The following is a 24019-nucleotide window of genomic DNA, read 5'->3' on the forward strand; positions in this document are numbered from 1 at the left end:
GGCATCGATCACTCTTCTGGAACCGACATGCTTAGATTCATCGCCGTAGCCGTTCTCTTCGCTGCCTCCATCACGCTAACCGCCTGCGGCGGTGGCGAAGACGAACTGCCTATTGAGGGCCAGGCGTCTCAGGCCCGAATAGCCGACCTATCTGCAGATAGCTGAATTTCTTAGTCAGCTGATATCAGTACCCGGCCACCAGGGAATAGGCGCCATAGAACACCACCAGCACACCCTCAATCGCGGCGAAGGGAATGGGAATAACCGACAGGGGACGGGAATAGATCGCATAAAAAACCCGCCGAAGCGGGTTGACGTGATGGTCGCTGATCAGGCTTTCTTATGCTTGCGCGCAGCCAACAAGCCGGCAAAGCCAATGCCAATGAGCGCCACGGAACCGGGTTCAGGCACCGTATTGCTAGCAACGGAAGCTCCACTAACAAAGCGATCAAAACTTGAAATGCCACCAGAGTCAGTAGTTGAGATTGATATAGACGATATGTCTTTTCCCAAACCGCTGATACCCCAGAAAGATGACAACTCATTGCCCATCGTGGGGTCTGAATACACGCTTACGCTGCCATCAGAGAAAGTTACTTTGAGAGTTCCGTTGTCTAAGTCATAGCCAAAAAAACCAAACGCATTGGACGGCGTGGCAAGTGTCCAAACTATATCGGTACTTTTCCCCGCCCGCGCGGCTACCAGCACCGTTCCTTGCAACACGCCCGAATTGCTCGTAGCAACGGACATTTGATCATCCACTGTGGTGAACTTGTTGCCCGCAATGGTGGTGACAGCGAAAGGACTTCCTGAAGCACCACCCAGCTGATCAACGCTAAAGGCGGAGACTCCAGACTGCCATTTTGCGAAAGCTGACTCAGCTTCGGACGTGCTCCCGTTCGCGAACGTTACAACCGGAGCTGCGAACGTGCTTGTTGCAGTCACCAACATGAAAGCGGCTGCAGCTAAAAAAATCTTAGACATCAGACTCCCTACCCATAAAAAACTTGCCCCCTAAAGTTAGAGGGCTTAGGGAACTGTAAAGCTTTGTTACGGGTTTTCACCAGGGTGCGCTACGACAAACCACCAAACCGTGAATTTATTCCGCGTTGACTTGTCAATAGAGGACGCGGAAGCGAAGCCATGACTCACCGGTAGGGGATGGGGATATAGCAAATGAAGTCCTCCGCTAAGGATCGCTAAACCTTTAGCGAAGGCGCAACTGTGGCAGCAGGCTTCTCTGCCTTTTCCGCCTCTCCCAAATCTCGAACTCTTGCAACAAATGAGAATTTCTTGCGCATTGCCAATATTGGTTTCTCGATGAAATGCCAGGACAGATTCGACATTACCAATACCATCGTCAAGCCGCAAGCCAAAGTGAACAGCGTGCCTCCTAGACCAGAGAGCGCTATAGCAGGGAATAAACTAATGACAGCCTGCATTAAAGGGTCGTGGTACAGGTAAATACCATAAGAATAGTCACCCTTCTTAAAGTAGTTGGGAATTGGAACTTCTGTTAATCCGATAAAAACTGTGATGTAAGTTAGCGCAGGAAGCAAAACCAACCGAGCTATATTCATTTGAGCATAGTTAGGCAGCAACGATGCAGCAATGCAAATTCCAATGCATACTCCAAAAATAGTCCAACTATATTTAATGGAACCTCTCCACTGGTAGGCAACAACACCCAGTAGGAACGCTTCTACGATTTGAGCTTCTCGGCTCAACAGCAGCTGATTCAGCACTGTCTGTACGATTGCAGGGAAGCCTGCAATTACGCCAGACGTATCTAGTACGGCACCTATTACCAACAGAGCCGCTGTGAATACGGCAACTTTGACCTTGCTGGGCAGCCATTTTGCGATGATAAAGAAAGAGGCTAAAACGTAACAAAATATCTCATAGGGAACAGTCCACAGAGCACCATTCACATTTCTCGTCGGATTTTCTTCAAATACTCCCGGCAAAAGATAGTGAATTCGACCAATCACATTCAAGAAATATCCGTGAAATTGTCTATCCGAGAAGTAATCTCCTAACGCAACTTTTGTAAAAATGGGCCCGATCACCAATGCGCAAATAAATACATCAACAGCCAAAGCCGGAACGATTCGAAGGCTTCGATTGATAAGAAAATTCTTCAGCGATAGACGCATCGCACTGGCAGTTATCAGAAAACCGCTCAATGCAAAAAACATTGGGACCAACGCGTACTCAAGGAACCAAGCAGAGGATTGGTCAAAAATGTCTCGATGACCCGTGAGTAGTACCGAATGCACCGAAACGATGCAAACGGCTAGAAATACCCGTAGGAAATCGAAACCAGGCCCAATGCCACGATAGCGGCTCAATACTTTTTCAAAATTTTCCATACTGGCACATCCCTTTGAGGGCAAAACTGCCAGCTTTTGGCTGAAACAGAATGCATTAATTGCGGTGAACTGCTCAAAAAAGAGCAGAAATGCGGCAAACTCCGTTGACAACAAAGTTTACACAAAGCAACAAATGTACCAGTACACGCCAAAATTCTTTACAAAACGTGTCATTTAGGCGGCATTCACCTCGAGCCCTTCCTCAATATTGAGGAAGTCTCCGACTTAGACTGCCAACTAAAGGGGCGCAGGCCCAGATGTTTCAACCTGCAAACGAAGCGGCAAAAAACGCCAAAAAGTTCGCCGTCTGGAAATGCGAAGGGTCACCGTGGTTCCCGGTATTTCCACCGGGCTCAGTCGCCGTGCGGGCCGTGCTGGCAACCAGGGTAGCCATCACATCCGAATTGTTGACCTTTGGCACCACTGTGTCCCCCGTTGATGCGTAGAACGTCATGTCGATGCCGGTGTAAACAGAAGCGTTACTCAGCACGGGGTCATAACCCGCTGTCTTGGCTGCGTAATCCCCTGAAATTCCATATGCGGTGTTGATCGCCGATGTGTAGGTGCCCAGCGCGTACAGGTTGGCCAAGTTGCAAACTGGGTAGATGCCCAGCCATGCCTCCACCGGTATCTTCTTCTGCCCGATTGCCGTGAGCGAGGAAAGGCCGCCCATGCTTTGCGCTATCACACCTACGTGGCTTACTGCGAAGTTGGCCATGCAGTATTGATACAGGATCACCAGATCATCCACTGCCGACTGGTTACCCCAGTTGTTCCCATGTTGCTGATGCGAGGCCACGATGTAGCCTGCATTCAATAGGGCTTGGTACGTCGTTGCATTGAGCGGATCGTCCACTGGCGTGTACTGATCACCCAGGTTCCCGTGGCAGAACAGAATTAGCGGAGCTGGCTTTCGGGAGTCGTAGTTGACAGGCGTAGCGATGTGCATGCCCTGCGAGTTCACGTCCGTTGTAGCCACCGCGAAAGGACTCGTGCCGTCGAAACCCGTGCGAGGGTTTACCGTCGCATTGGACTTACGGATGGCGATCGGGCCGATTGCAATACCAGAACCCAGGCGTGTGTCGCTGTTCCAAACGGAGAGGTTGGTGATGGCATTTGCGCCGCCCGTGACCAGCGAGCGCAATTTTGAGATACGCCGCTCGGTAGCCCCATCCGTAGACTTAAGCACAAAGGACATAGACAAGGCATCCACGTACAGGTCAATGGTGTACGTGCCAGCAGCAAGACCACCGCCAAGGTTGATTTGTGCACCAGCGCCGGCATTTACGCCGCGCTGCCAGAAGAATGGTTGGTTGGTTTCCGTGATACCAATGCCAAATACACCGTTGCTATTGGCCAGCACAGCGCCAGCAGTGCCCACGCCGAAGCCCACAAATATTAGGGCTGCGCCAGCACCAGCTGCGGGGACTACAACAGTTGTACGCAGGCGCGATGCTTCCCCTGCACCGATAGACCAGGAGTGCTGAGCGCCGGACGTACCCGTCGTAGAGCAGTACAGCTTGTTTGCGGAGACTGCGACTTGCGTTGCGCCCCACTGCGTAAGGTCTGCCCACTGTTCGATGAACTGGGCTGAATCGGCATAGTCGATAGCCTGCTTTGCGGCGCTGGCTTGCGCGGTGGCGGCAGCGCGTGCACCGTATACGGCCACTGGCACCGTTGAAGAACCAGATCCCGTGGCAGTGGGCGCCCAAGCCGTTCCGTTGCTGGTATAGCTGGTGGTGCCGACAAGTGCCGTCTTGCCTGTGTTGGCTGCAGCGGGATACGCTGCCTCCAGCGCGCCGGTGCTAGCAAAGGTGCCGACGAAATTCCCACCCACATCCACCGGGAATGGGATTGAGCAAACTTAACCAGGGCAAGCTCTGAACAGACAAAGCGCCAACCATTCCTCAGAACAAGCTGCCCCCAAACAGCCAACACGCAAACCGCCCTCAGCCCCGCGGATGGTGCTTGGCGTGCAAGCTATGCAGCCTTTCGCGCGCCACGTGGGTATAGATGGTGGTGGTGGAGATATCCGCATGGCCCAGCAGCATCTGCACCGCACGCAGGTCGGCGCCGTGGTTCAACAAATGCGTGGCAAAGGCGTGGCGCAGGGTGTGCGGTGACAGGGCCACATGGATGTCGGCAGCCAGCGCGTATTTGCGCACCAGCATCCAGAACATGACGCGCGACATGGCGCGGCCGGCCTTGTTGCCGCGCGAGGAAACAAACAGGTCGTCGGTCTGCTTGCCGTCCAGTATCTCGGGCCGGGCCTCGGCCACATAACGCTCCAGCCACTCAGCAGCCACCTGGCCAAACGGCACCAGGCGCTCCTTGCTACCCTTGCCCATGGTGCGCAAAACGCCGTCGCCCAGACTGAGCTGGAAGGTCTTCAGCAGCACCAGCTCGCTGACGCGCAGGCCGCTGGCATACATCAACTCCAGCATGGCGCGGTCGCGCAGGCCCAGTGGAGTGTCGGTGTCCGGCGCGGCCAGCAGGGCCTCCACCTGGGCTTCGCTCAGGGTCTTGGGTACGCGCAAAGCCTGGCGCGCCGGCTGCAGCTTCAAGGTGGGGTCAACCGTAATAACCTGCTCGCGCAAGGCCCACCGGAAATAACGCTTCAGCACCGTCAGCCGCCGGTTCGCCGAGGTGGCCTTGGTGCTGGCGTGTTTGGCCGCAAAGTAGGCCTGCAGGTCTTGCTCGCGCGTGTCGTCCAGTCCGCGCTGCTGCGGCGCCAGCCAGGTGGCGTACAGCGTCAAGTCGCGCCGGTAGGCCTCCAGCGTGTTTTTGGACAAGCCTTCTTCCAGCCAGATGGCGTCGATGAAGGCGTCGATTCGGTCGGTGCTCACGCAGGCAGGCCCCAGGCCCTGGCAGTGGAACGGATCATGGTGAATTTCTAATACGGACAAAAGGTGGCTGCTATTCTCGGTGCGATGTACTACGCGCAACTGCTGTTCCCCGACTTCTCGCTGATTTTGTGCGGCTACCTGGTGTGCCGCTACACCGCCCTCAACCGCACGGTATGGGAACAGGTGGAAAGCCTGACCTACTACTTTCTGTTCCCGGTACTGCTGTTCCAGTCGATTGTGCGCACCCCGCTGGACCTGCAGGCCACTTCCAGCCTGATACTGGCCGGCCTGGCGACCGGGCTGCTGGCCATCGCCCTGTCCTACTCCCTGCCCTGGCTGCCTTTCATCGGCAAGCGCATAGACCGGCGCGAGCATGCAGCCACGGCCCAGGTGGCATTTCGCTTCAACTCCTTTGTCGCCCTGGCACTGGCCGAGCGCCTGGCCGGCCCGCAGGGCCCACAGCTGGTGGCGGTGCTGATCGGCATCTGCGTACCGATCTACAACGTGGCGGCGGTGTGGCCCATGGCGCGGCACGCCCAGCGCGGCTTTGCGCGCGAGCTGCTGCGCAACCCGCTGATATTGGCCACGGCCTCGGGCCTGGCGGCAAACCTGCTGGGCTTCGCCATTCCGGTCTGGCTGGAGCCCACGGTAAACCGCATCGGCGCCGCGTCCATCGCATTGGGTCTGATGGCGGCGGGCGCTGGCATGCGCTTCGGGCCGCTGGCCCGGGCCAAGGTGCTGGCCGTCTGCATCTTGGGGATACGGCATTGCGTGTTGCCGCTGCTGGCGCTGGGCATGTCCCGTGCCATGGGCTTGTCGCCCCTCTACACCACTGTGCTGCTGGCGTTCTCAGCCCTGCCCACGGCATCCAGCTGCTATGTGCTGGCGTCCAGAATGGGCTACGACGGCGCGCTGACGGCCAGCCTGGTGAGTTTGTCTACCCTGCTGGCCATACTCAGCCTGCCTTTTGCCCTGGGGCTAGCTCATTGATGCTGCTATTAAAAATATAGCTGACTGTGCAGATATTGCCTGCGCCAGGGGCCTAAATCTTGAGAACCGCGTTATGAAACTGGCTGACCAGCGGGCGCTGTTCGTCGCTACGCCAGACGAGGTACACGTTGACCCGCAGGTTCAGCCAGGGCAGCTCCCGAAACACCACATCGGGCACAGCGTTGGCCGTGCCAAGGCTGGCCTGCACCACCGTCAGGCCCACGCCCGCGCTGACCAGCTGTAGCGACGACAGAGGGTCGGAGGTTTCATAGGCGATGTCGGGCGTGAAGCCGGCGCGCTGGCAGCCGGCCAGCAGCGCGGGGCGTACGGTGTCCACCGGTTGGCGGGCCACGGCGATCCAGGGGCGCTGGTCCAGTTGCGCGGGCTGGATGTTTTTCAGCTTGCACAGCGGGTCATCCTTGGGGATGGCCAGCAGCAGCGGCTCGTCCACCACCGCCACGCTGGCTAGGTCAGACCCAGGCTCGGGCGCCCGATAGACAAAACCCAGGTCCAGCGTGCGCTGGCGCAGCCGCTCGAACTGCACCGCGGAACCCAGCGCCTGCAAGGACAAGGCCACTGCCGGACTGGCACGCCGAAACCGCCGCAGCGCCGGACCCAGCAGGTTCGCATGCATGGCGCCCTCCACATAGCCTATTGCCAGCCGCCCCGCGGTGCCGGAGCCCAGCCGGCGGCCAAAGGCCTCGACCCGCAGAGCATTCGCCATTAGCACCCGCGCCTCGCCGAGCAGGTCGCGCCCTTCGTGCGTCAGGCGCAGGCGCTTCTTGCTGCGCTCGAATAGCAGTACGCCGAGCTGCTCTTCGAGTTGCTGGATCTGCCGGCTCAGCGGCGATTGCGAGATATGCAGCAGCTCGGCCGCGCGGCCCACGTTCTCGGTTTCGGCGACTGCAATGAAGTAGCGGAGCTGGCGCAGGTCGAGCATGGTTGAGTCCTTTCAGGTCTCAACTGTCGCACATTCCGTCTTGGACAGACACCGCCCATTTGCCGATCATCAAGGCACTACCACTCAAGAGCATCACATGAAAATTCTCCACCTCGATTCCAGCATCCTCACAGACGCATCCACATCGCGCGCACTGACAGCCGCCATCATCAGCCACATCCGCCACGAATACCCAGGCGCCCAGGTCAGCTACCGCGATCTCGTGGAAGACGCCATTCCGCACCTGGACGGCCCGATTGCCGCCGGCTTCCGGCCCGTGCACAACGACTACACCAGCGCCAGCGTGGTGCTAGAGCACGCCCGCTCGGCAGCTCTGGTGGACGAGCTGCTGGCCAGCGACACCATCGTCATCGGCGCACCCATGTACAACTTCTCGGTGGCCAGCCAACTGAAGGCCTGGATAGACCGCGTGGTGCAACCCGGGCGCACCTTCCAGTACACCGCCACCGGCCCGGTGGGATTGGCCATGGGTAAGCGCGTGATCGTCGCGTCCACCCGGGGCGGCGCGTATACCTCCGGCCCGGCCACGGCCATGGACTTCCAGGAGGACTACCTGAAGGCTGTCTTCGCCTTCATGGGCATCACTGACGTGCGCTTCGTACGTGCAGAGAACCTGTCCCGAGGCAACGAGGCCAAGGAACTGTCCATGCGCACTGCGCACGCAGCGGTTGCCGATGTCGTACGCCAAGCTGCTGCCTGATCACCATCCCCACCATTCGGAGAAACCCATGCTTTACCTTGTCACACTGAACTACATCCGCCCCATCCAGGAGGTGAATGCGCACCTCGACACGCACCGTGACTGGCTGGTCACACATACACGCAGCGGCCAGATACTGGTCGCCGGGCCACTGGAAGACCGCAGCGGTGGCTTTGTGCTGGCACGCAGCAATAGCCGCGACGATCTGGACCGCATGCTGGCACTGGATTCCTTTGCCGTACACAAGCTAGTGGACTACCAGGTACGCGGCTTTGACGCCGCCATGCGCAGCGCGGCCTTTCCTGCCGACTGGGCGCCTGGCGCCAAGGCCGTGTCGTGAAGAGCAGCATGGTCTCCGTACCCCGTTTGTGGCGCTGGTGCTGCGGCGCCCTGGCTTTGGCGGCCAGCTGCGCCGTCAGCTTGGCCAGCGCCGCCCCAGCCACGGTGCGCAACATCGTGCTGGTGCATGGCGCCTTTGCCGATGGCTCCAGCTGGACACCTGTGATCCAGCGATTGCAGCGCAAGGGCTACCACGTGACGGCGGTGCAGAACCCGCTGACTTCGCTGGCCGATGACGTTGCCGCCACGCGCCGTGTTCTGGAAAGGCAGAAAGGCGGCGTGATCCTGGTTGGCCATTCCTGGGCGGGAACCGTGGTGACAGAGACCGGCACCAACAGCAATGTGCTGGGCCTGGTCTATCTGTCCGCCCTGGTGCCGGACTCGGGTGAATCCACCGCAGACGTTTTGACCCGCCTGGCCGCGCCCATGGAAGACTTCACGCCCGACAACGACGGACTGATCTGGCTCGACGATCCCGTGGCCTACCGGCACGTCATGGCGGGCGATGTGTCCGTGGCGCAGGCAGCGCTGCTGGCAGCGGCCCAGCAACCCATGGGCGCCCGCGCATTTGGCGACAAAGTGACGACGGCCGCATGGCACAGCAAGCCCAGTTGGTATTTGGTGACGGAAAACGATAACGCCCTTCCGCCCCGGGTCCAGCGCACGCTGGCCCAGGCCATCGGCGCAACGACCGTCAGTGTGAAGTCAAGCCATATGTCGCTTGTCAGCCACCCAGACGCGGTGGTTGCGCTGATAGAGCGCGCAGCACGCTCAGTAGAGAAATAGGCTTTCGAAGAGCAACCTAGTTCAGAGCTATTTTCCTATCCGAAGAACGCGGTACCGGTGAACTAGGCTGTGCAGCGACCGCCAAGCGCGAGGCGGCTTTATAGGGATCAGGCTTTGACGCCAACGGGTTCGCGTCCACCTGGAACACACCCACCACCTGCTCCAGCGTTTGTGCCTGCTCATGCAAGGCCTGGGACGCGGCCGCAGCCTCTTCCACCAATGCAGCATTCTGCTGGGTCATCTGGTCCATTTGAGAAATCGCGACGTTCACCTGGCCGATGCCGTCGCTTTGCTGTTGGCTGGCCAATGCGATTTCGCCCACAATCTCCGTTACCTTGCGCACACTGGTCACGATATCTTGCATGGTTTCACCAGCCTGCTCCACCAGCTTGCTGCCAGACCCAACCTTGTCAACCGAGTCGCCAATAAGTGCCTTGATCTCCTTGGCTGCAGCCGCCGAGCGTTGTGCCAGGCTGCGCACCTCACTGGCCACCACGGCAAAGCCACGCCCTTGCTCACCCGCACGTGCAGCCTCGACAGCAGCATTCAACGCCAGTATGTTTGTTTGAAATGCAATGCTATCAATCACGCTGATGATGTCCACGATCTTGCTGGAGGAATCATTGATCGAATTCATGGTGCTCACCACCTGGTTCACCACACTGCCACCCTGCGATGCGATCTGCGATGCTGTCACCGCCAGTTGGCTCGCCTCGCGCGCACTGCTGGTGTTCTGCTGCACTGCGGCGGTCAATTGCTCCAGGCTGGCCGCGCTTTGCTCCAGCGAAGATGCCTGTTGTTCGGTACGGGTCGATAAGTCGGCATTGCTCGCGGCGATCTCTTGCGACGCAACACTGACCGCATCGGCTGAAGCATGCACCGTTGCAACTACGTCGGCAATGCGCGCCAGCAAGGTGTTGAACGCATTCGCTACCCGGCCAATTTCATCCATGCGCTCAATCTTCACCGGTTTCGACAAATCCAGCGACACGCTGACGCGTTCAAAGTCCTTCTGCAGATTGGCCAAGCTGCCGGTAATGGTGCGGTACAGGTGCAAGGCCAGCGTACCCGTCAGCAGCAAGGCCACCACCATCACGGCCAGCATGCTGCGCTGGGCAAACGTATGGGCGTCGGCACTTTCCCGGCGCACCGCCTCTACCAAGGAGTTGTTGTAGACGATGTGCTCGTCTATGCCCTTTTTGACACCGGCAGCTGACAGCGCCAAAGGAGAGCCAGCGACCAGCGTTGCGCGCACACCGTCCATGTCGCCCGCGCGTGCGGCGCTGAAAAACGGCACCAAGGCCTGGCGATAGGCTTCCATGTTGGCACGGTCGGCGGCCAGCATCTTGCGGTCGGTGTCGTCGTAAATGCGTTCCTTTTCGTAGGTCGCGATCACGTCATCAAAGTTCTTGTTGGCGTCGGCCAAGGCTTTTTCCAGAGCCGTTTTGTCGCTGAGATTGGAGAACACCGACAAGCGGTAACCCGCCAGCCGGGTGTCCGCCAAAAAGCCTTTGGCCGCATTCAGACCATGGATGCTGGGAATGATGCGGTTTTGCACCGTGTCAAAGCGATCCTGGGAACGCTGTAGCTGCCACAGCCCATCCACGCCCACAAAAATCAACGCAACAAGCGCGGTGGACAGTGTCAATAGCAAGCGTTTGGTGATTGTCATAGATGTTCCTCGTCAATGTCATTAGGTGGCCATCGTTCTGCCGACTTGCTCAACAAGCGGATACGGCCTCGTCGTCTTCGGGATGTGTGACATGCAAAAGAGCTGCATGCTCCAGGCAGAATGCCTGCCCTGCCCGGTAGCCGACTTCGAAAAGCAGTTGCATATTGGATGCAGACCACTCCAGCACTTCCGGCCAGTGTCCATCCGGAATCCCCTGCATCAGGTCCACCTTGAGCATGCGCCGCTTGGGCTGGCCGGTGGCCGGGTCGGTGTTGTGTTCGAGCTCGAACAGCCGGGTTTCAGCCTTCGATATCTTCACCAGCGGTGTGATGACAGAACGAACCCAGGCGTCGTACAGATTGCGCGGCTTGCGGATCAAACGCTCGTCTCCCAGGATGTCGAGCACGACCAGCGTATCCACATCGTCATGCAGAGACTGCCCATCAGCGTTCGACTCGAAGGGTTGAAAATTCAGCGTATCCAGCGCTGCACCCTCTATGTAGTCGTCCCCATCGATCTCGGTCGGTGGGTACAGAAAAGGGAATGACAAGGCCGCCCGCACATGCACAGGCTGAATCTCGTCCTTACCCCAAATCTGCATGCGACCCTGGGTCATGTTGTACGCATTGATGTAGAACGCCGGCCGCATATTCGCTACAGCACTGAAGTCAACCGACTGCTCCAAGAAAGGCAGATGCGCGCACAAGCCCAGGCTTTTGCTACTCAAATCCGATGGCGACAGACTGGACTGCACCAGTTGCATCCAGTCTTTCCAGGTACCGGAGGTCTGGCTGAAATTATGTGTAAAGCTCTTGGTGATGGCATCCAGGAACGGGTTGCTCGCAATCGGCGCTGCAGCAGGCTGCATGGCACTTCGGTACTGCATGGCCTCGGCACCTGGTTTCTGGAATATCTTGTAGTTGACCGGGAACAGCTTGTAGATCGTGTCCGCAACCCCAACCTCAGCCCAGCGGACCAAGGCCTCCCGGGGCGTGTAGTTCTTGGGTGCCTGGTACAGCAAGCCCATGAGTACGCCAGCGCCCGAGGCAGAAATCACATCGAATTCAATGCCTTGGTCCAGGAAGGCGGCCAAGGCGCCGGCAATCAAAGGCGAATTCGGAGCGCCACCGCCGATAACCAGCGCTTTCTTCTTTTTCCCGAACTGATTGTTCACGCTAATCCCTTTGAAATACTGGATACATTTCGTAGCCAATATTACCTCTGATTGCATTAATTAATTAATTACAACCAGCAAAAAGATAGTTTTTCTTACACGTTTACAAAATCAACAAACACAGTAAATACCCTAGGGCCCTGCTCTAAATTCAGGAATGTACTAACTTTTCAGCGCCCACGCCACATGTTCGCGCACAAGCAGACTTGGGTCCTGGGCTCGCTGCTGTAACGCGTTGCGGATCATCACATCGTCCGACACCCTCAACGCATTGCCCATCGCCACCGCCACATTGCGCAGCCAGCGTTCATGGCCTATGCGGCGTATCGGGCCACCTTCGGTGTAGCGCAGGAATTCATCCTCGGTCCAGCTAAACAGCGTAGCCAGTTGCTGACCGCTCAAGCCACGGCGCTCGTCAAAGTCGGGCAAGGCACTGCGCTGGGCAAACTTGTTCCAGGGGCAGGCCAGCTGGCAGTCATCGCAACCATAGATGCGGTTTCCCATCAGCGGGCGCAGCTCCAGCGGAATCGGCCCAGCATGTTCGATGGTCAGGTAAGAGATGCAACGACGTGCATCTAACCGGTGCGGGGCCACGATGGCCTGCGTGGGGCAGATATCAATGCAGGCACTACAGCTGCCGCAATGGCCGCTGGTAGGTGTGGACGGCGGCAAAGCAATGTCCACATAGATTTCACCCAGGAAGAACATCGACCCGGCCTCGCGGTTCAGCACCAGGGTGTGTTTGCCGCGCCAGCCCTGGCCGCTGCGCGCGGCCAGTTCGGCCTCCAGCACCGGAGCCGAGTCGGTGAACACACGGTAGCCCAGCGGGCACAGCTCGGCGGCGATGCGATCGCTGAGCTTTTGCAAGCGTGCGCGCAGCACCTTGTGGTAGTCCCGCCCCCGGGCGTAAACGGACACGATGCCCTCGCCCGGCCGGTTCAAACGGTCGAATTCCCGCACCTGCCAACCCTCGAGCGTGCTGCGCGGCAGATAATCCATGCGGGCGGTGATGACGCTGACGGTCCCTGGCACCAGTTCCGCCGGGCGGGCTCGTTTCAGGCCGTGGCTGGCCATATAAGCCATGTCACCATGGAACCCTTGGGCCAACCAGGCCATCAGACCCGCTTCGGCAGACGACAAATCCACCGGGGCCACGCCAATTTGGGAAAATCCGAGTTCGCGCGCCCATGCCTGTATCTGCGACACCCATTGGAGACCATTGTTCTGAGCACCGTTCAACACCATTCGCCGATTGTAGAAACCCACAGCACCTTGCTTTGGACCGACGAGATCGCGACCGCCGCCTTTGCCCAGGCCCTAGCCACCCAGCCCGACATTACCCACGCCTTCATCACCCTGCACGGCGACCTGGGCGCGGGTAAAACCACACTGGTACGCCACCTACTGCGCGCCCTGGGCGTACCCGGCCGCATCAAAAGCCCCACCTATGCCGTGGTGGAACCGCACGAGGTGCCCGGCCTGAATATCTGGCACTTTGACTTCTACCGCTTCAGCGACCCGCGCGAATGGGAAGACGCGGGCTTTCGCGACATCTTCGCCAGCCCCGGCCTGAAACTGGCCGAGTGGCCACAAAACGCTGGCGGCCTGCTGCCCGCGCCCGACCTGGCTATCACACTGGAAGTCCTGGCCGACGAGTCCCGCCAGGTGCACATCACAGCCGCCACCGCCATAGGCCTGCGCCTGCTGCAAGGAGTAGGCGCATGAAGCGGCGCGAATTTGTACAGGGCAGCACCCTGGCCCTGCTGCTGGGTGCGCAGCACATTGCGCACGGCGCCAGCATCGTGGCGGTACGCGTGTGGCCGGCGCCCGACTATTCACGCGTCACCATCGAATCAGACACCGCCCTGGCGGTGAAGCAAACCTTTGTGGCCAACCCGCCGCGCCTGGCGGTGGACATCGAGGGTATAGACCTGAACCCGGCGCTGCGCGAACTGGTGGGCCGTGTGCAGGCAGACGACCCGAACATCGCTGGCATCCGCGTGGGCCAGAATGCGCCCGGCATCGTGCGCATGGTGATAGACCTGAAGCGCGCGGCCAAGCCGCAGGTGTTCACCCTGGCGCCGGTGGCGGCCTACCAGCACAGGCTGGTGTTTGACCTCTACCCGGCCCAGGAAGAAGACCCGCTGGAGGCGCTGATCACCGAACGCCTGGCGGACCGCACGCCCGCTCCGCAGCCCAGCGAAGCCGCCGAGGCCGACGCACTGGAGGCGCTGATCGCCAAGCAGCAAACCAAACCGGCCATTACAGGTATCGCGCGCCCGCCGGTACCCGGTGGTGCGCCCAACAAGGATTCCGCTAGCAATTCAATAGCACCCCCAGCACAACCACCCAGCGCTACAGGCTCAAATGATGCCAATAATCCGGCCACAGCTGCGCAGCGCACTGACCGCCTGATCATCATCGCCCTGGATCCCGGCCACGGCGGCGAAGACCCGGGTGCCATCGGCCCCAGCGGCACACGCGAAAAAGATGTGGTGCTGCAGGTGGCGCATCTGCTGCGTGAGCGCATCAACGCCACCACCGTCAACGGTAACCCCATGCGCGCCTTCATGACGCGCGATGCCGACTTCTTCGTGCCGCTGCAGGTGCGGGTGCAAAAAGCCCGGCGCGTGCAGGCCGACCTGTTCGTCAGCATCCACGCGGACGCCTTTCTCACCCCCGCCGCACGCGGCGCCAGCGTGTTCGCGCTCAGCCACGGCGCTGCTTCCAGCAGTGCCGCGCGCTGGATGGCCAACAAGGAAAACGCCGCCGATACGATTGGTGGCATCAATGTGCATGCCAAGGATTCACAGGTGCAAAGCGCCATGCTGGACATGAGCACCACCGCGCAGATCAACGACAGCCTGAAACTAGGCAGTGCGGTGCTGGGCGAAGTGGGCCGTGTTGGCCGCCTGCACAAAGGCAGCGTGGAACAGGCCGGCTTTGCGGTGTTGAAGGCGCCCGACATACCCAGCGTGCTGGTGGAGACTGCCTTCATCAGCAACCCCGAAGAGGAATCCAAGCTCAAGAGCAGCGACTACCGCGAGCAGCTAGCCGACGCCATCCTGCGCGGCATCCGCAGCTACTTTGCGAAGAACCCGCCGCTGGCCCGCAACCGCACGGTGTAGCTATGCACTAACCACTTGGTTGCGGCCCTGGGCCTTGGCTGCATAGAGCGCAAAGTCGGCACGGTCTACCGTACTTTCTATGGAGTCACCCTCCAGGTACTGGGTCACACCGATGGACACGGTGAACTGGATTTCCACACTGCCAAAGGCCACCATGGTCTCGGCCACCTGGGTGCGCACGCGCTCCAGGCAGGCCATGCCGTAGCTGAAGTCGGTATCGGGCAACAACACCAGGAACTCCTCTCCACCCCAACGCGCCAGCAGGTCGGTGGAGCGCAGGCTGTTTTGCACCACCTGGGCAAACATCTGCAGACTGCGGTCTCCTGCCTGGTGGCCGTAGGTGTCGTTGACGCGCTTGAAATAGTCAATATCCAGCATCGCCACCATCACAGGTGTTCCGCTGCGGCTGGAGCGTTGGAACTCCTGCCGCATCTGCTCCTGCATGAAACGGCGATTGGCCGTACCCGTGAGTTCATCGCGGGTAGCAATGCGCTGGATTTTCTCCAGCGCATACTGCAACTGGTCCTTCTGGTCGCGAATATGCTGGCGCATGGTGGTCAATCGCCATGTCAGAAAAGAACAGCCCACCACGACAATCGCCAACATGAAGAAATAAGCGATGTGTATCTCGACTGGCACCAGGCTGCCCATGGTCTCGCGCACATACGCAATCGCCCAGGCAAACAGGACCAAGGCGTAAACCCCTACAAACGTCACCTGCCGGGTGGACATGCCAAACATGCCAAAGGTCAAGATCACCGACAGCAGCGGCAAAGTCCCCCCCCGGCCATCGCCCGCAATCACAAAAGCCACAGCGTTGCAGGCAATCGCATACAGCATCTGCGGCAGCGCCAGCGAGGGATCGCTCCAGCGCAGAGAAAACCCACTGCGAATCAGCGCAAACACCAGCACCAGGCCAGCGCCGGAGAGGATGGACCAGTGGGTCACATCCTGCACATTGGCGATGCCGAATGCCGCCAGCCAGTACAACTCGCCAATGCAGGCCAGCATCAGCACCGCCGCCAGCACAAATTGGCTGGTGCGGATGCGCATGGCCTTTTCTACACCCAGCAAGCCGTCCAGACTGCGCTGAAGCCAGGTCCTCGATCTGTCCATGTACTTCTTTCTGGCGCGCGGCGCCAAGCTACAAAGGATAATTGCCCCTGGGGAGCGGAGCCTAAGGTCGTGTTAAGGCCGTGTTACACGCGGCCTCAAGCGACGTACTTCAAAAATGCGCTAGCAGCGACGCCCTTTGGCGGTTCAGACCCATCTAAATGTTGTCCAATGCAGCTTGTAACGGCATTATTACAAGCTGCCATCGCCCAGCACAACGGCAGCAACCGAAATGTAAGACACGATGAAACTGCACATCCACCGCTCTACGCAACTGGGCCACGGCCTGGCGCTGCTTTTATTGTCAGGCGCCTTTGGCAGCGCCTCGGCCGCTGACTTCGTTTATACCGTACAGCCTGGAGACCATCCCTGGAACCTGGCCCAGCGCTATCTGAAAAAACCCGCCCTGGCGCTGGCGCTGCGGCAGCGCAACCATATTCCAGACGATCACCGCATCCCGCCGGGAACCCGCCTGCACATCCCCACAGACTGGCTCAGACTGGAATCGGCCCAGGTACGCGTGGCCGCCGTGGTGGGCGATACCCGCCTGGTATCCGGCCAGGCCGCAGCCCGTAGCCCGGAAGTGGGCGAGTTATTGCAAGCACCCGCCGGCCTGCAAACCGGCCCCACCGGCAGCGCCAGCCTGGAGTTTGCCGACGGCTCACGCGTGCTGGTACGCCGCGATACCGCGCTGCAGTTACGCAGCACGCAGCGACGCGTGCTGGGCCAGGTCAGCATGGTGGAGCTGGAACTGCTGCAAGGTAGCCTGGAAAACCAGGTCACGCCCATGGGAACCTCGGGCGGTCGTTTTGAAATCCGCACCCCGGCGGCCGTGGCAGCGGTGCGCGGCACCCAGTTCCGCGTCTACGCCGAAAAAGACAGCCTGCGCACCGAAGTGATAGAGGGCGCTGTCAAGGTAAGCAACCCGGCAGGCCAGGTCACCGCCTCGGCCGCCCAGGGCAGCCTAGCCCAGGCCGGCCAGTCGCCCGACCAGCCGGTGACGCTGCTGCCCGCACCGGTGCTGAACAGCTTGCCCGAGCGCATAGAGCGCCTGCCCATAGATTGGCCGCTACCCCCGGTCGCCGGTGCCAGCAGCTACCGCACCCAGCTGGCACCAGGCACGCAGTTCGTGGTGGCCGAGTCGGACGAAACCTCGCCCGCAGCCCGCATCCGTGCCCGCGACGTGGCTGATGGCAGCTACGTGCTGCGCGTGCGCGCAATCGACGCCCAAGGCCTGGAAGGCCTGGGCACCGAGCGCAGCCTGGTCGTACATGCCAGGCCCGAGCCGCCACTGCTGATAGAGCCCGCAGCCGACAGCGCCACCACCGCCACCCAACCCAGCTTCCGCTGGACCCTGGCCGACCCCAGCTGGCGCTACCGCCTGCAAGTCAGCGCCAAGGACCAACCAGCGCCGCTGGAAGACCAGGAGCTGGCCAATACCGCCAGCACCACAACCCAACAAGACCTGCCCCCTGGCCAGTACCAATGGCGCATGGCGGCCATCCACCCCCAAAAAGGCCAGGGGCCCTGGGGTGATGCCCAAAGCTTCAGGCGTGTACTGCCAGGCCCGGGCGTAGATATAACGCCCCCCAAGGACGGCAACCTGAGCCTGCGCTGGACCGCCCAGCCCCAAACCGCCAAATACCGGCTACAGGTAGACATTGACAAGACCTTTGCCAGCCCGCAGACCGATGCGCAGACCGATACCACCCAATACGCCCTACAGAACCTGGCACCTGGCACCCACTATGTACGGGTGCAGACCATAGGCGAAGACGGCTACACCGGCCCCTGGGGCGGCACCCAATCCTTCACCGTGCCAGATGCACCCAGCCCCTGGCGTGTACTGCTTTTGTTGCTACCGCTTCTGGGCTTTCTCTGAGCACCTTTTTGCCTCTTGCCAGCCCACCCCGGCAGCGCTGGAGGCGGGCCATGCTGCGCCACGGCTGGTGGGGGGCAGGTCTGCTGGCGATTCTGCTGCTGGCCTGGCTGCAGCCCAGCAGCGTGCGTCGCCTGGACCTGCTCAGTTACGACTTGCTACTACCCGTACAAGCTCTGCCGGCACGGCCGCCGGTGGTGGTGGCGATTGACGACGCCAGCCTGGCCGAGCTGGGCCGCTGGCCCTGGCCGCGCTCGGTACATGCCGACATGGTCAACCGCCTGCACGAGGCGGGTGCCAGCGCCGTGGGCATAGGCATTCTGTTTTCCGAGCCAGACACCGAACACCCGGGCAGCGACGCCGCGCTGGCCGAAGCCATCCAGCGCTACGGCCATGTGGTGCTGGCCGTGGCGCCCAGCCAGCAGGCCGATGGCGGCATGGGCCCGCAGCCTCTGCTGCCTGCGCTGGGCGGGGCGCTGACCACCTCCAGCCTGGGCCATGTGGACGTGGAAATCGACACCGACGGCGCTTCGCGCAGCCTGTTTCTGTACGCTGGCAACGGTGATGCGGTCTGGCCCGCCCTGGCGCTGGCGGTGCAACAAGCCGCCAGCAGTGCCCCGGCTCCGGCATTCAAGGCACAAACCACCTGGGTCCGCGCCCAGGAAGCCTTGCTACCGCGTGTGCCGGACCTGCCCACCGTGTCTTTTGCGGCGGCGCTACACAACCCGCAGCTATTGTCCGAAGTGCATGACCGCGTGGCCTTCATCGGCCTGACCGCCAGCGGCCTGGGCGGCGAGCTGGTCAGCCCGCTGGCGGGCCGCCAAAGCACTCTGCCGTCGGTGGTACTCCATGCCAAAGCCTACGCGGCGCTGGAAAGCCATGGGCTGATACAACGCGCCTCGCTGCTGGCCACCATGCTGTTTTCCGTGCTGATGCTCAGCAGCCTGGCGGCCTGGCCCCGGCACTCCGGCCGGCGTGCGCTGCTGGCCAGCAGCCTGTTATTGCTGCCCTTGCTGTGCAGTGCCGTGCTGCTGCGCACGGCCCAGGTCTGGCTACCTCCAGCCATGGCCCAGCTGGCACTGGCGGCGGCGCTGCTGGTCTGGGTCGCGGGCCAGTTGCAAGCCGCCAACCGGCGTCTGCAGCGTGCCCGCCAACATGCCCAGGCCACCCTGCAGGCGCTGGACGAAGCCGTCGTCACCATCAATGCCCACGACGGCTGCGTGCGCTTTGCCAACCCCGCAGCCCTGCTGCAAGCAGGCGAACAAGACTTGCAAGGCCAACCCTTGCTTAGCATCTACCCGCTCACCCAGGACAGCCAGGCCCATCTGCGCCAGGCCGTGCAAACCTGCCTGGAAACGCGCCAGCGCATCCATTTGCCCCAGCTGTTGAGCCTGCATGGAGCCAGCGGCATGCGGACACTACGAGCCACGGCCAGCCCGCTGTCCAGCCCGGAAGGGCATCTGGACGGCGCGGTGCTGGTGTTTTCTGACGTCACCGACGCCGTGGCCGCCGCCCGCAAGCTGGATTACGCCGCCAGCCATGACGAACTGACCGGCCTGCCCAACCGCGGCACCCTGCACGAGCGCCTGGCCCTGGCTTTGTCGCGCGCGCAGCGGCGCGGCGGAAGCACGGCGATTCTGTTTCTGGATCTGGACCGCTTCAAGCACATCAACGACAGCATGGGCCACCGCACTGGCGACCAGGTGCTGAAGATCCTGGCCCAGCGCCTGCTGAACATGTGCCGCGATACCGACACCGTCGCCCGCTGGGGCGGCGACGAATTCGTCATGCTGCTGGAGGATGTGGACGGCCACGAGGGCGCCGCCAGCGCCGCCGCCAAGGTGGTGGACGCGCTGGCGCGCGACATCGAGCTGGGAGCCGACTTCAACCACGCGCGCCTGCCCAGCTCGGGCAGCGTGGGCGTGGTGCTGGCTCCGCAGGACGGATCGGACCTGGAAGACCTGCTGTCCAAAGCCGACATGGCCATGTACCGTGCCAAGGAGCAACCGCGGGCCTGCTTCCAGTTCTGGTCCAACGACATGAACAGCCGCATGCACAACCGCCTGGCGCTGGAGATCGACCTGCGCCGCAGCCTGCGCGACGGCCTGTTCGTGCTGCACTACCAGCCCCAGTTCACGCTGAACGACAGGCGGCTGGTCGGCATGGAGGCGCTGATGCGCTGGCAGCGCACCCCCGAACAACTGGTCATGCCCGGCGAATTCATTGGCGTGGCCGAAGAGTCCGATTTGATCGTAGACATGGGCGCCTGGGCCGTGCTGCAGGCCGCGCGCCAAGTCGCGCTGTGGCTGCGTGCCGGCCTGCCGGCGGTACCGCTGGCGGTGAACGTTTCGGCACGCCAGTGCATGAACCGCGACATCGTCCAGGTGGTCCGCCTGGCCTTGCAAGAGACGGGCATCCCGCCGCACATGCTGCGGCTGGAAATCACCGAAACCACGGCCATGGCCGATGCCGACCAGGTCATCAGCCTGCTGCATGAAATCCGTGCGCTGGGCGTAGGCTTGGCAGTGGACGACTTCGGCACCGGCTATTCCTCATTGGCCTACCTGAAACGCTTCCCGATAGACGAGCTGAAGATCGACCGCAGCTTTGTGATGGACATCGCCACCGACAAGGGCGACGCCGCCATCGTGCGCGCCACCATCGCCCTGGCCCATGGCCTGGGCCTGAAAGTGGTGGCCGAGGGCGTGGAGACCGAAGAGCAAAGCCAGATACTGATCGCCAAGCAATGTGACATCGCCCAGGGCTACTGGTTCGGCTATCCGCAGCCACTGCACGTGGCCACCGGTCTGCTATCGAATAAATAGCTGCTTGCGCACAATATACCTGCATCACGGCCGTTTTAAGCAGATAAAATTCCAGATGCCGAACCCCGCGGCACTGCACCGACAATAGGGTGATGCATGACCCTATGGACACCTATTCCCAACTGCGCGCGGGCCAACTGCAAGGCATAGAACGGCTGGACCTGTCCTGCGGTTTGACCGAGTTTCCGCGCGAAATATTTGACCTGGCCGACAGCCTGCAGATACTCAATCTGTCAGGCAACGCGCTGACCCAGTTACCCGACGATCTGCACCGGCTGCACCGCCTGCGCGTACTGTTCTGCTCCAACAACCCCTTCACCGAGCTACCCGCCGTGCTGGGCCAGTGCAGCAGCCTGCAGATGGTGGGCTTCAAATCCAACCGGATCCGCCATGTGCCGGCCTCGGCTTTGCCGCCCAGCCTGCGCTGGCTGATCCTGACGGACAACCAGATCGACAGCCTGCCCGCAGCCATAGGCCAGTGCGGCCAATTGCAAAAGCTCATGCTGGCCGGCAACCGGCTGCGGCAGCTGCCGCCCGAGCTGGCGCACTGCCGACAACTGGAGCTGGTACGCATCTCGGCCAACCAGCTGACCGCCCTACCCGACTGGCTGCTGGAGCTACCCCGCCTGGCCTGGCTGGCCTATGCCGGCAATCCGCTGGATGCCGACCGCCCTCCCTCCCCGGCTCCGCCCATTGACTGGCAGCGGCTGCGCTTGCAGCACGTCCTGGGCGAAGGTGCCTCCGGCGTCATCCACCAGGCCGCATTAAACGATGCCAATGCACCTCGCACCGTGGCTGTAAAACTGTTCAAGGGCGCAGTCACCAGCGACGGTTGGCCGCACAGCGAAATGGCAGCCTGCCTGGCCGCAGGCGCACACCCGCACATCATTCCAGTGGCTGGCCCGCTGGCCGGGCACCCGGATGGCACGGCCGGCCTGGTGCTGGAATACATACCGCAGCACTTCTGCACTCTGGCCGGACCGCCCAGCCTGCAGAGCTGTACCCGCGATGTGTACCCGGCCGGCACACAGTTCACGTTGGACAAAATTCTGCGCATCGCGCTGGGCGTAGCCCGCGCCGCCGAACACCTGCATGGACGGGGCCTACTGCACGGCGACCTGTACGCCCACAACCTGCAGTGCGATGCAGACGGCAATTGCCTGCTGGGCGATATGGGTGCCGCAGCCTTCCTGCCCGCCGACACAAGCCTGTCCCAAGCCCTGCAACGCCTGGAGGTACGCGCCTTTGGCTGCCTGCTGGAGGAACTTCTGGCCCATGCAGACAGTCCGGCAATAGCTGCCTTGACCGCGTTGCGCGACAGCTGCCTGCAGCCCCAGCCCGCGCTACGCCCTCTTTTCACCCCCATCGTGCAGTGCCTGCTGTCACTCAACACCCTGAAGGAACCCGTAGATGCTGCATAGCACCCCCTTGATCACCACCATAGCCACGGCGCTCGGACTGGCCCTGGTGTTCGGCTTTCTGGCCGTGCGGGTGAAGCTGCCCGCACTGGTCGGCTATCTGCTGGCCGGGGTGTTGATCGGTCCGTTCACACCCGGCTTCGTGGCCGACGGCCAGATCGCCGCCGAGCTGGCCGAGATCGGCGTGATGCTGTTGATGTTTGGGGTAGGCATGCATTTCTCATTGGACGACCTGATGTCGGTGCGCAAGATCGCCCTGCCCGGCGCGGTACTGCAGATCGCTGTGGCCACAGCCATGGGTGCAGGTGTGGCGCATTTCTGGGGCTGGCCCATGGGCGAGGCCCTGGTATTTGGCCTGGCGCTGTCGGTGGCCAGCACCGTGGTGCTGCTGCGCGCGCTGGAGTCGCGCGGCGCACTGGATTCGATGAACGGCAAGATCGCCGTGGGTTGGCTGGTGGTGGAAGACCTGGCCATGGTGCTGGTGCTGGTGCTGCTGCCCCCGCTGGCCGGTGCTTTGGGTGGCACCGTGCCCGGCGACGGCCACGGCGGTGGTGGCAATCTGTGGCTCAGCCTGGGGCTGACGCTGCTGAAGGTATCGGCCTTTGTCGGCCTGATGCTGGTGGTGGGCCGGCGCGTGTTCCCCAAGCTGCTGTGGCTGGTGGCGCGCACCGGTTCGCGTGAGCTGTTCACCCTGTGCGTGATCGCTGCGGCCGTCAGCATCGCCTATGGCGCAGCCACGCTGTTCGGCGTGTCGTTCGCGCTGGGCGCCTTCTTTGCGGGCATGGTGATGCGCGAGTCGGAGTTCAGCCACCGCGCCGCCGAGGACTCGCTGCCGCTGCGCGAAGCGTTTGCCGTGCTGTTCTTTGTGTCAGTGGGCATGCTGTTCGACCCGATGGTACTGGTGCAGCAGCCGCTACAAGTCCTGGCGGTGCTGGCCATCATCATCGTGGGCAAGTCGATTGCCGCTGCAGCTCTGGTGCTGGTGTTCCGCTATCCGCTGAACACGGCGCTGAACGTGTCCGCCAGCCTGGGCCAAATTGGCGAGTTCTCCTTCATCCTGGCCGGTCTGGGGGCCAGCCTGGGGCTACTGCGGCCCGAGGGCCAGAGCCTGATACTGGCCGGTGCCCTGCTGTCCATCGCCGTCAACCCACTGGTGTTCAAGGGCGCGGACTGGCTGGAGCAGTGGGTGGAAGCCCACCCGTCGCTCAAGCACCGGTTCGCACGCAGCACCGACCATCTGGCCGAGCTGCCCATGGACACGCATGAGAAATACCTGTCGCGCCAGGTCGTGCTTGTGGGCTATGGCCGGGTTGGCAAGCGCCTGGCTGTGGAGCTGGGTGTGCAGGGCATCCCGTTTGTGGTGGTCGAGCAAAACCGCGAACGTGTGGAGCAATTGCGCGCCAGCGGCCTGACCGCCGTATCTGGCGACGCGGCCGATGCTGCCGTACTGGTACAGGCGCACATTGCCCACGCCAGCATGCTGGTGGTGGCCACGCCCGACGCCTTCAATGTGCGCCAGATGGTGGAGAACGCCCGCATGCTCAACCCTGCGATAGAAACCGTGGTGCGTACCCACAACGAAACCGAGGCCGAACTGCTGCAGCAGGAAAAGATCGGCCGTGTCTTCCTGGGTGAAGACGAGCTGGCCCATAGCATGGGCCAGCATGTGCTGGAACGGTTTGGCAAGACTGCAACGCCCAGCCACGCATAAAGCACCGGTAAAAAAAGACAAAAAAATAGCCTGATTAGCTACCTGCCTCAGACAGACTTGAATTTTGGTTCAGATGCGCCATACTGGTGTTTCATCCAGTTGTGT

20 protein-coding genes are annotated in these 24019 nt (G+C 61.4%); 11 read left to right on the top strand and 9 right to left on the bottom strand.

Translation table 11 applies throughout. The features are described from left to right. Positions 1–27: 27 nt before the first annotated feature. Entirely contained in the window at positions 28–165 is a 138-nt protein-coding gene (locus AC07VY_RS14525; RefSeq protein ID WP_495098092.1) for a hypothetical protein, read from the top strand. Positions 166–330: 165 nt separating this feature from the next. Here AC07VY_RS14525 and AC07VY_RS14530 read toward each other — a convergent pair whose 3' ends face one another. The 4 genes from AC07VY_RS14530 to xerD form a co-directional block, all read right to left on the bottom strand. Further along, a complete protein-coding gene (locus AC07VY_RS14530; protein WP_495098091.1) occupies positions 331–984 on the bottom strand; it encodes a PEP-CTERM sorting domain-containing protein in 654 nt (217 codons plus the stop codon). Between the two features lie 215 nt (positions 985–1199). After that, positions 1200–2483 carry an acyltransferase family protein gene (locus AC07VY_RS14535; protein ID WP_495098090.1) on the bottom strand — a complete coding sequence of 428 codons (1284 nt, stop codon included), beginning with the start codon at positions 2481–2483 and terminating at the stop codon, positions 1200–1202. Between the two features lie 151 nt (positions 2484–2634). Further along, the gene (locus AC07VY_RS14540) at positions 2635–4209 is read right to left on the bottom strand and encodes an alpha/beta hydrolase family protein (protein ID WP_495098089.1); all 1575 of its coding nucleotides are present in this window, start codon (positions 4207–4209) and stop codon (positions 2635–2637) included. 112 nt (positions 4210–4321) lie between these two features. Further along, on the bottom strand, positions 4322–5233 hold the full coding sequence (gene xerD, locus AC07VY_RS14545) for a site-specific tyrosine recombinase XerD (RefSeq protein WP_495098198.1): 912 nt from the start codon (positions 5231–5233) through the stop codon (positions 4322–4324). A 69-nt stretch (positions 5234–5302) separates the two neighbouring features. Here xerD and AC07VY_RS14550 point away from each other — a divergent pair, with 69 nt between their 5' ends. Next, the gene (locus AC07VY_RS14550; RefSeq protein WP_495074720.1) at positions 5303–6208 is read left to right on the top strand and encodes an AEC family transporter; all 906 of its coding nucleotides are present in this window, start codon (positions 5303–5305) and stop codon (positions 6206–6208) included. Positions 6209–6260: 52 nt separating this feature from the next. Here the strand turns inward: AC07VY_RS14550 and AC07VY_RS14555 are convergent, their stop codons facing one another. Then, entirely contained in the window at positions 6261–7148 is an 888-nt protein-coding gene (locus AC07VY_RS14555) for a LysR substrate-binding domain-containing protein (protein WP_495098088.1), read from the bottom strand. A gap of 97 nt (positions 7149–7245) precedes the next feature. On the opposite strand from AC07VY_RS14555, the gene AC07VY_RS14560 reads away from it, so the two are divergent. The 3 genes from AC07VY_RS14560 to AC07VY_RS14570 are packed head-to-tail and all read left to right on the top strand — an operon-like array spanning position 7246 to position 8994. Further along, positions 7246–7869: an FMN-dependent NADH-azoreductase gene (locus tag AC07VY_RS14560; RefSeq protein WP_495098087.1), complete on the top strand. Its 624-nt coding sequence runs from the start codon at positions 7246–7248 to the stop codon at positions 7867–7869. Positions 7870–7897: 28 nt separating this feature from the next. Beyond that, positions 7898–8209, top strand: coding sequence for a YciI family protein (locus tag AC07VY_RS14565; protein WP_495098086.1), 312 nt, complete (start codon positions 7898–7900; stop codon positions 8207–8209). Positions 8210–8217: 8 nt separating this feature from the next. Beyond that, a complete protein-coding gene (locus AC07VY_RS14570; protein WP_495098085.1) occupies positions 8218–8994 on the top strand; it encodes an alpha/beta fold hydrolase in 777 nt (258 codons plus the stop codon). Between the two features lie 16 nt (positions 8995–9010). Here the strand turns inward: AC07VY_RS14570 and AC07VY_RS14575 are convergent, their stop codons facing one another. The 3 genes from AC07VY_RS14575 to queG all read right to left on the bottom strand — a co-directional run bounded on the left by AC07VY_RS14575 (position 9011) and on the right by queG (position 13085). Next, positions 9011–10666: a methyl-accepting chemotaxis protein gene (locus tag AC07VY_RS14575; RefSeq protein WP_495098084.1), complete on the bottom strand. Its 1656-nt coding sequence runs from the start codon at positions 10664–10666 to the stop codon at positions 9011–9013. Positions 10667–10715: 49 nt separating this feature from the next. Further along, positions 10716–11840 carry a patatin-like phospholipase family protein gene (locus AC07VY_RS14580; RefSeq protein ID WP_495098083.1) on the bottom strand — a complete coding sequence of 375 codons (1125 nt, stop codon included), beginning with the start codon at positions 11838–11840 and terminating at the stop codon, positions 10716–10718. A 162-nt stretch (positions 11841–12002) separates the two neighbouring features. Then, positions 12003–13085 carry a tRNA epoxyqueuosine(34) reductase QueG gene (gene queG / locus AC07VY_RS14585; protein WP_495098082.1) on the bottom strand — a complete coding sequence of 361 codons (1083 nt, stop codon included), beginning with the start codon at positions 13083–13085 and terminating at the stop codon, positions 12003–12005. Here queG and tsaE point away from each other — a divergent pair. Beyond that, positions 13065–13565, top strand: coding sequence for a tRNA (adenosine(37)-N6)-threonylcarbamoyltransferase complex ATPase subunit type 1 TsaE (gene tsaE, locus AC07VY_RS14590; RefSeq protein WP_495098197.1), 501 nt, complete (start codon positions 13065–13067; stop codon positions 13563–13565). The genes queG and tsaE overlap by 21 nt on opposite strands. Continuing rightward, entirely contained in the window at positions 13562–14968 is a 1407-nt protein-coding gene (locus tag AC07VY_RS14595) for an N-acetylmuramoyl-L-alanine amidase (protein ID WP_495098081.1), read from the top strand. The genes tsaE and AC07VY_RS14595 overlap by 4 nt, the downstream gene beginning before the upstream one ends. On the opposite strand, the gene AC07VY_RS14600 is transcribed toward AC07VY_RS14595, so the two are convergent. Beyond that, the gene (locus tag AC07VY_RS14600) at positions 14969–16084 is read right to left on the bottom strand and encodes a GGDEF domain-containing protein (protein WP_495098080.1); all 1116 of its coding nucleotides are present in this window, start codon (positions 16082–16084) and stop codon (positions 14969–14971) included. A 241-nt stretch (positions 16085–16325) separates the two neighbouring features. Between AC07VY_RS14600 and AC07VY_RS14605 the strand changes: the two genes are divergently transcribed. The 4 genes from AC07VY_RS14605 (at position 16326) to AC07VY_RS14620 (ending at position 23914) form a co-directional block, all read left to right on the top strand. Further along, complete coding sequence (locus tag AC07VY_RS14605) at positions 16326–17963, top strand: FecR family protein (RefSeq protein ID WP_495098079.1); 1638 nt, start codon at positions 16326–16328, stop codon at positions 17961–17963. A gap of 50 nt (positions 17964–18013) precedes the next feature. Further along, positions 18014–20785 carry an EAL domain-containing protein gene (locus tag AC07VY_RS14610; protein WP_495098078.1) on the top strand — a complete coding sequence of 924 codons (2772 nt, stop codon included), beginning with the start codon at positions 18014–18016 and terminating at the stop codon, positions 20783–20785. Between the two features lie 104 nt (positions 20786–20889). After that, positions 20890–22206: a leucine-rich repeat-containing protein kinase family protein gene (locus AC07VY_RS14615; protein WP_495098196.1), complete on the top strand. Its 1317-nt coding sequence runs from the start codon at positions 20890–20892 to the stop codon at positions 22204–22206. Continuing rightward, positions 22196–23914: a cation:proton antiporter domain-containing protein gene (locus tag AC07VY_RS14620; protein ID WP_495098077.1), complete on the top strand. Its 1719-nt coding sequence runs from the start codon at positions 22196–22198 to the stop codon at positions 23912–23914. Before AC07VY_RS14615 ends, AC07VY_RS14620 begins: the two co-directional genes overlap by 11 nt. Positions 23915–24019 lie beyond the last annotated feature (105 nt).

The sequence above is a fragment of the Rhodoferax sp. GW821-FHT02C08 genome, assembly GCF_059421805.1.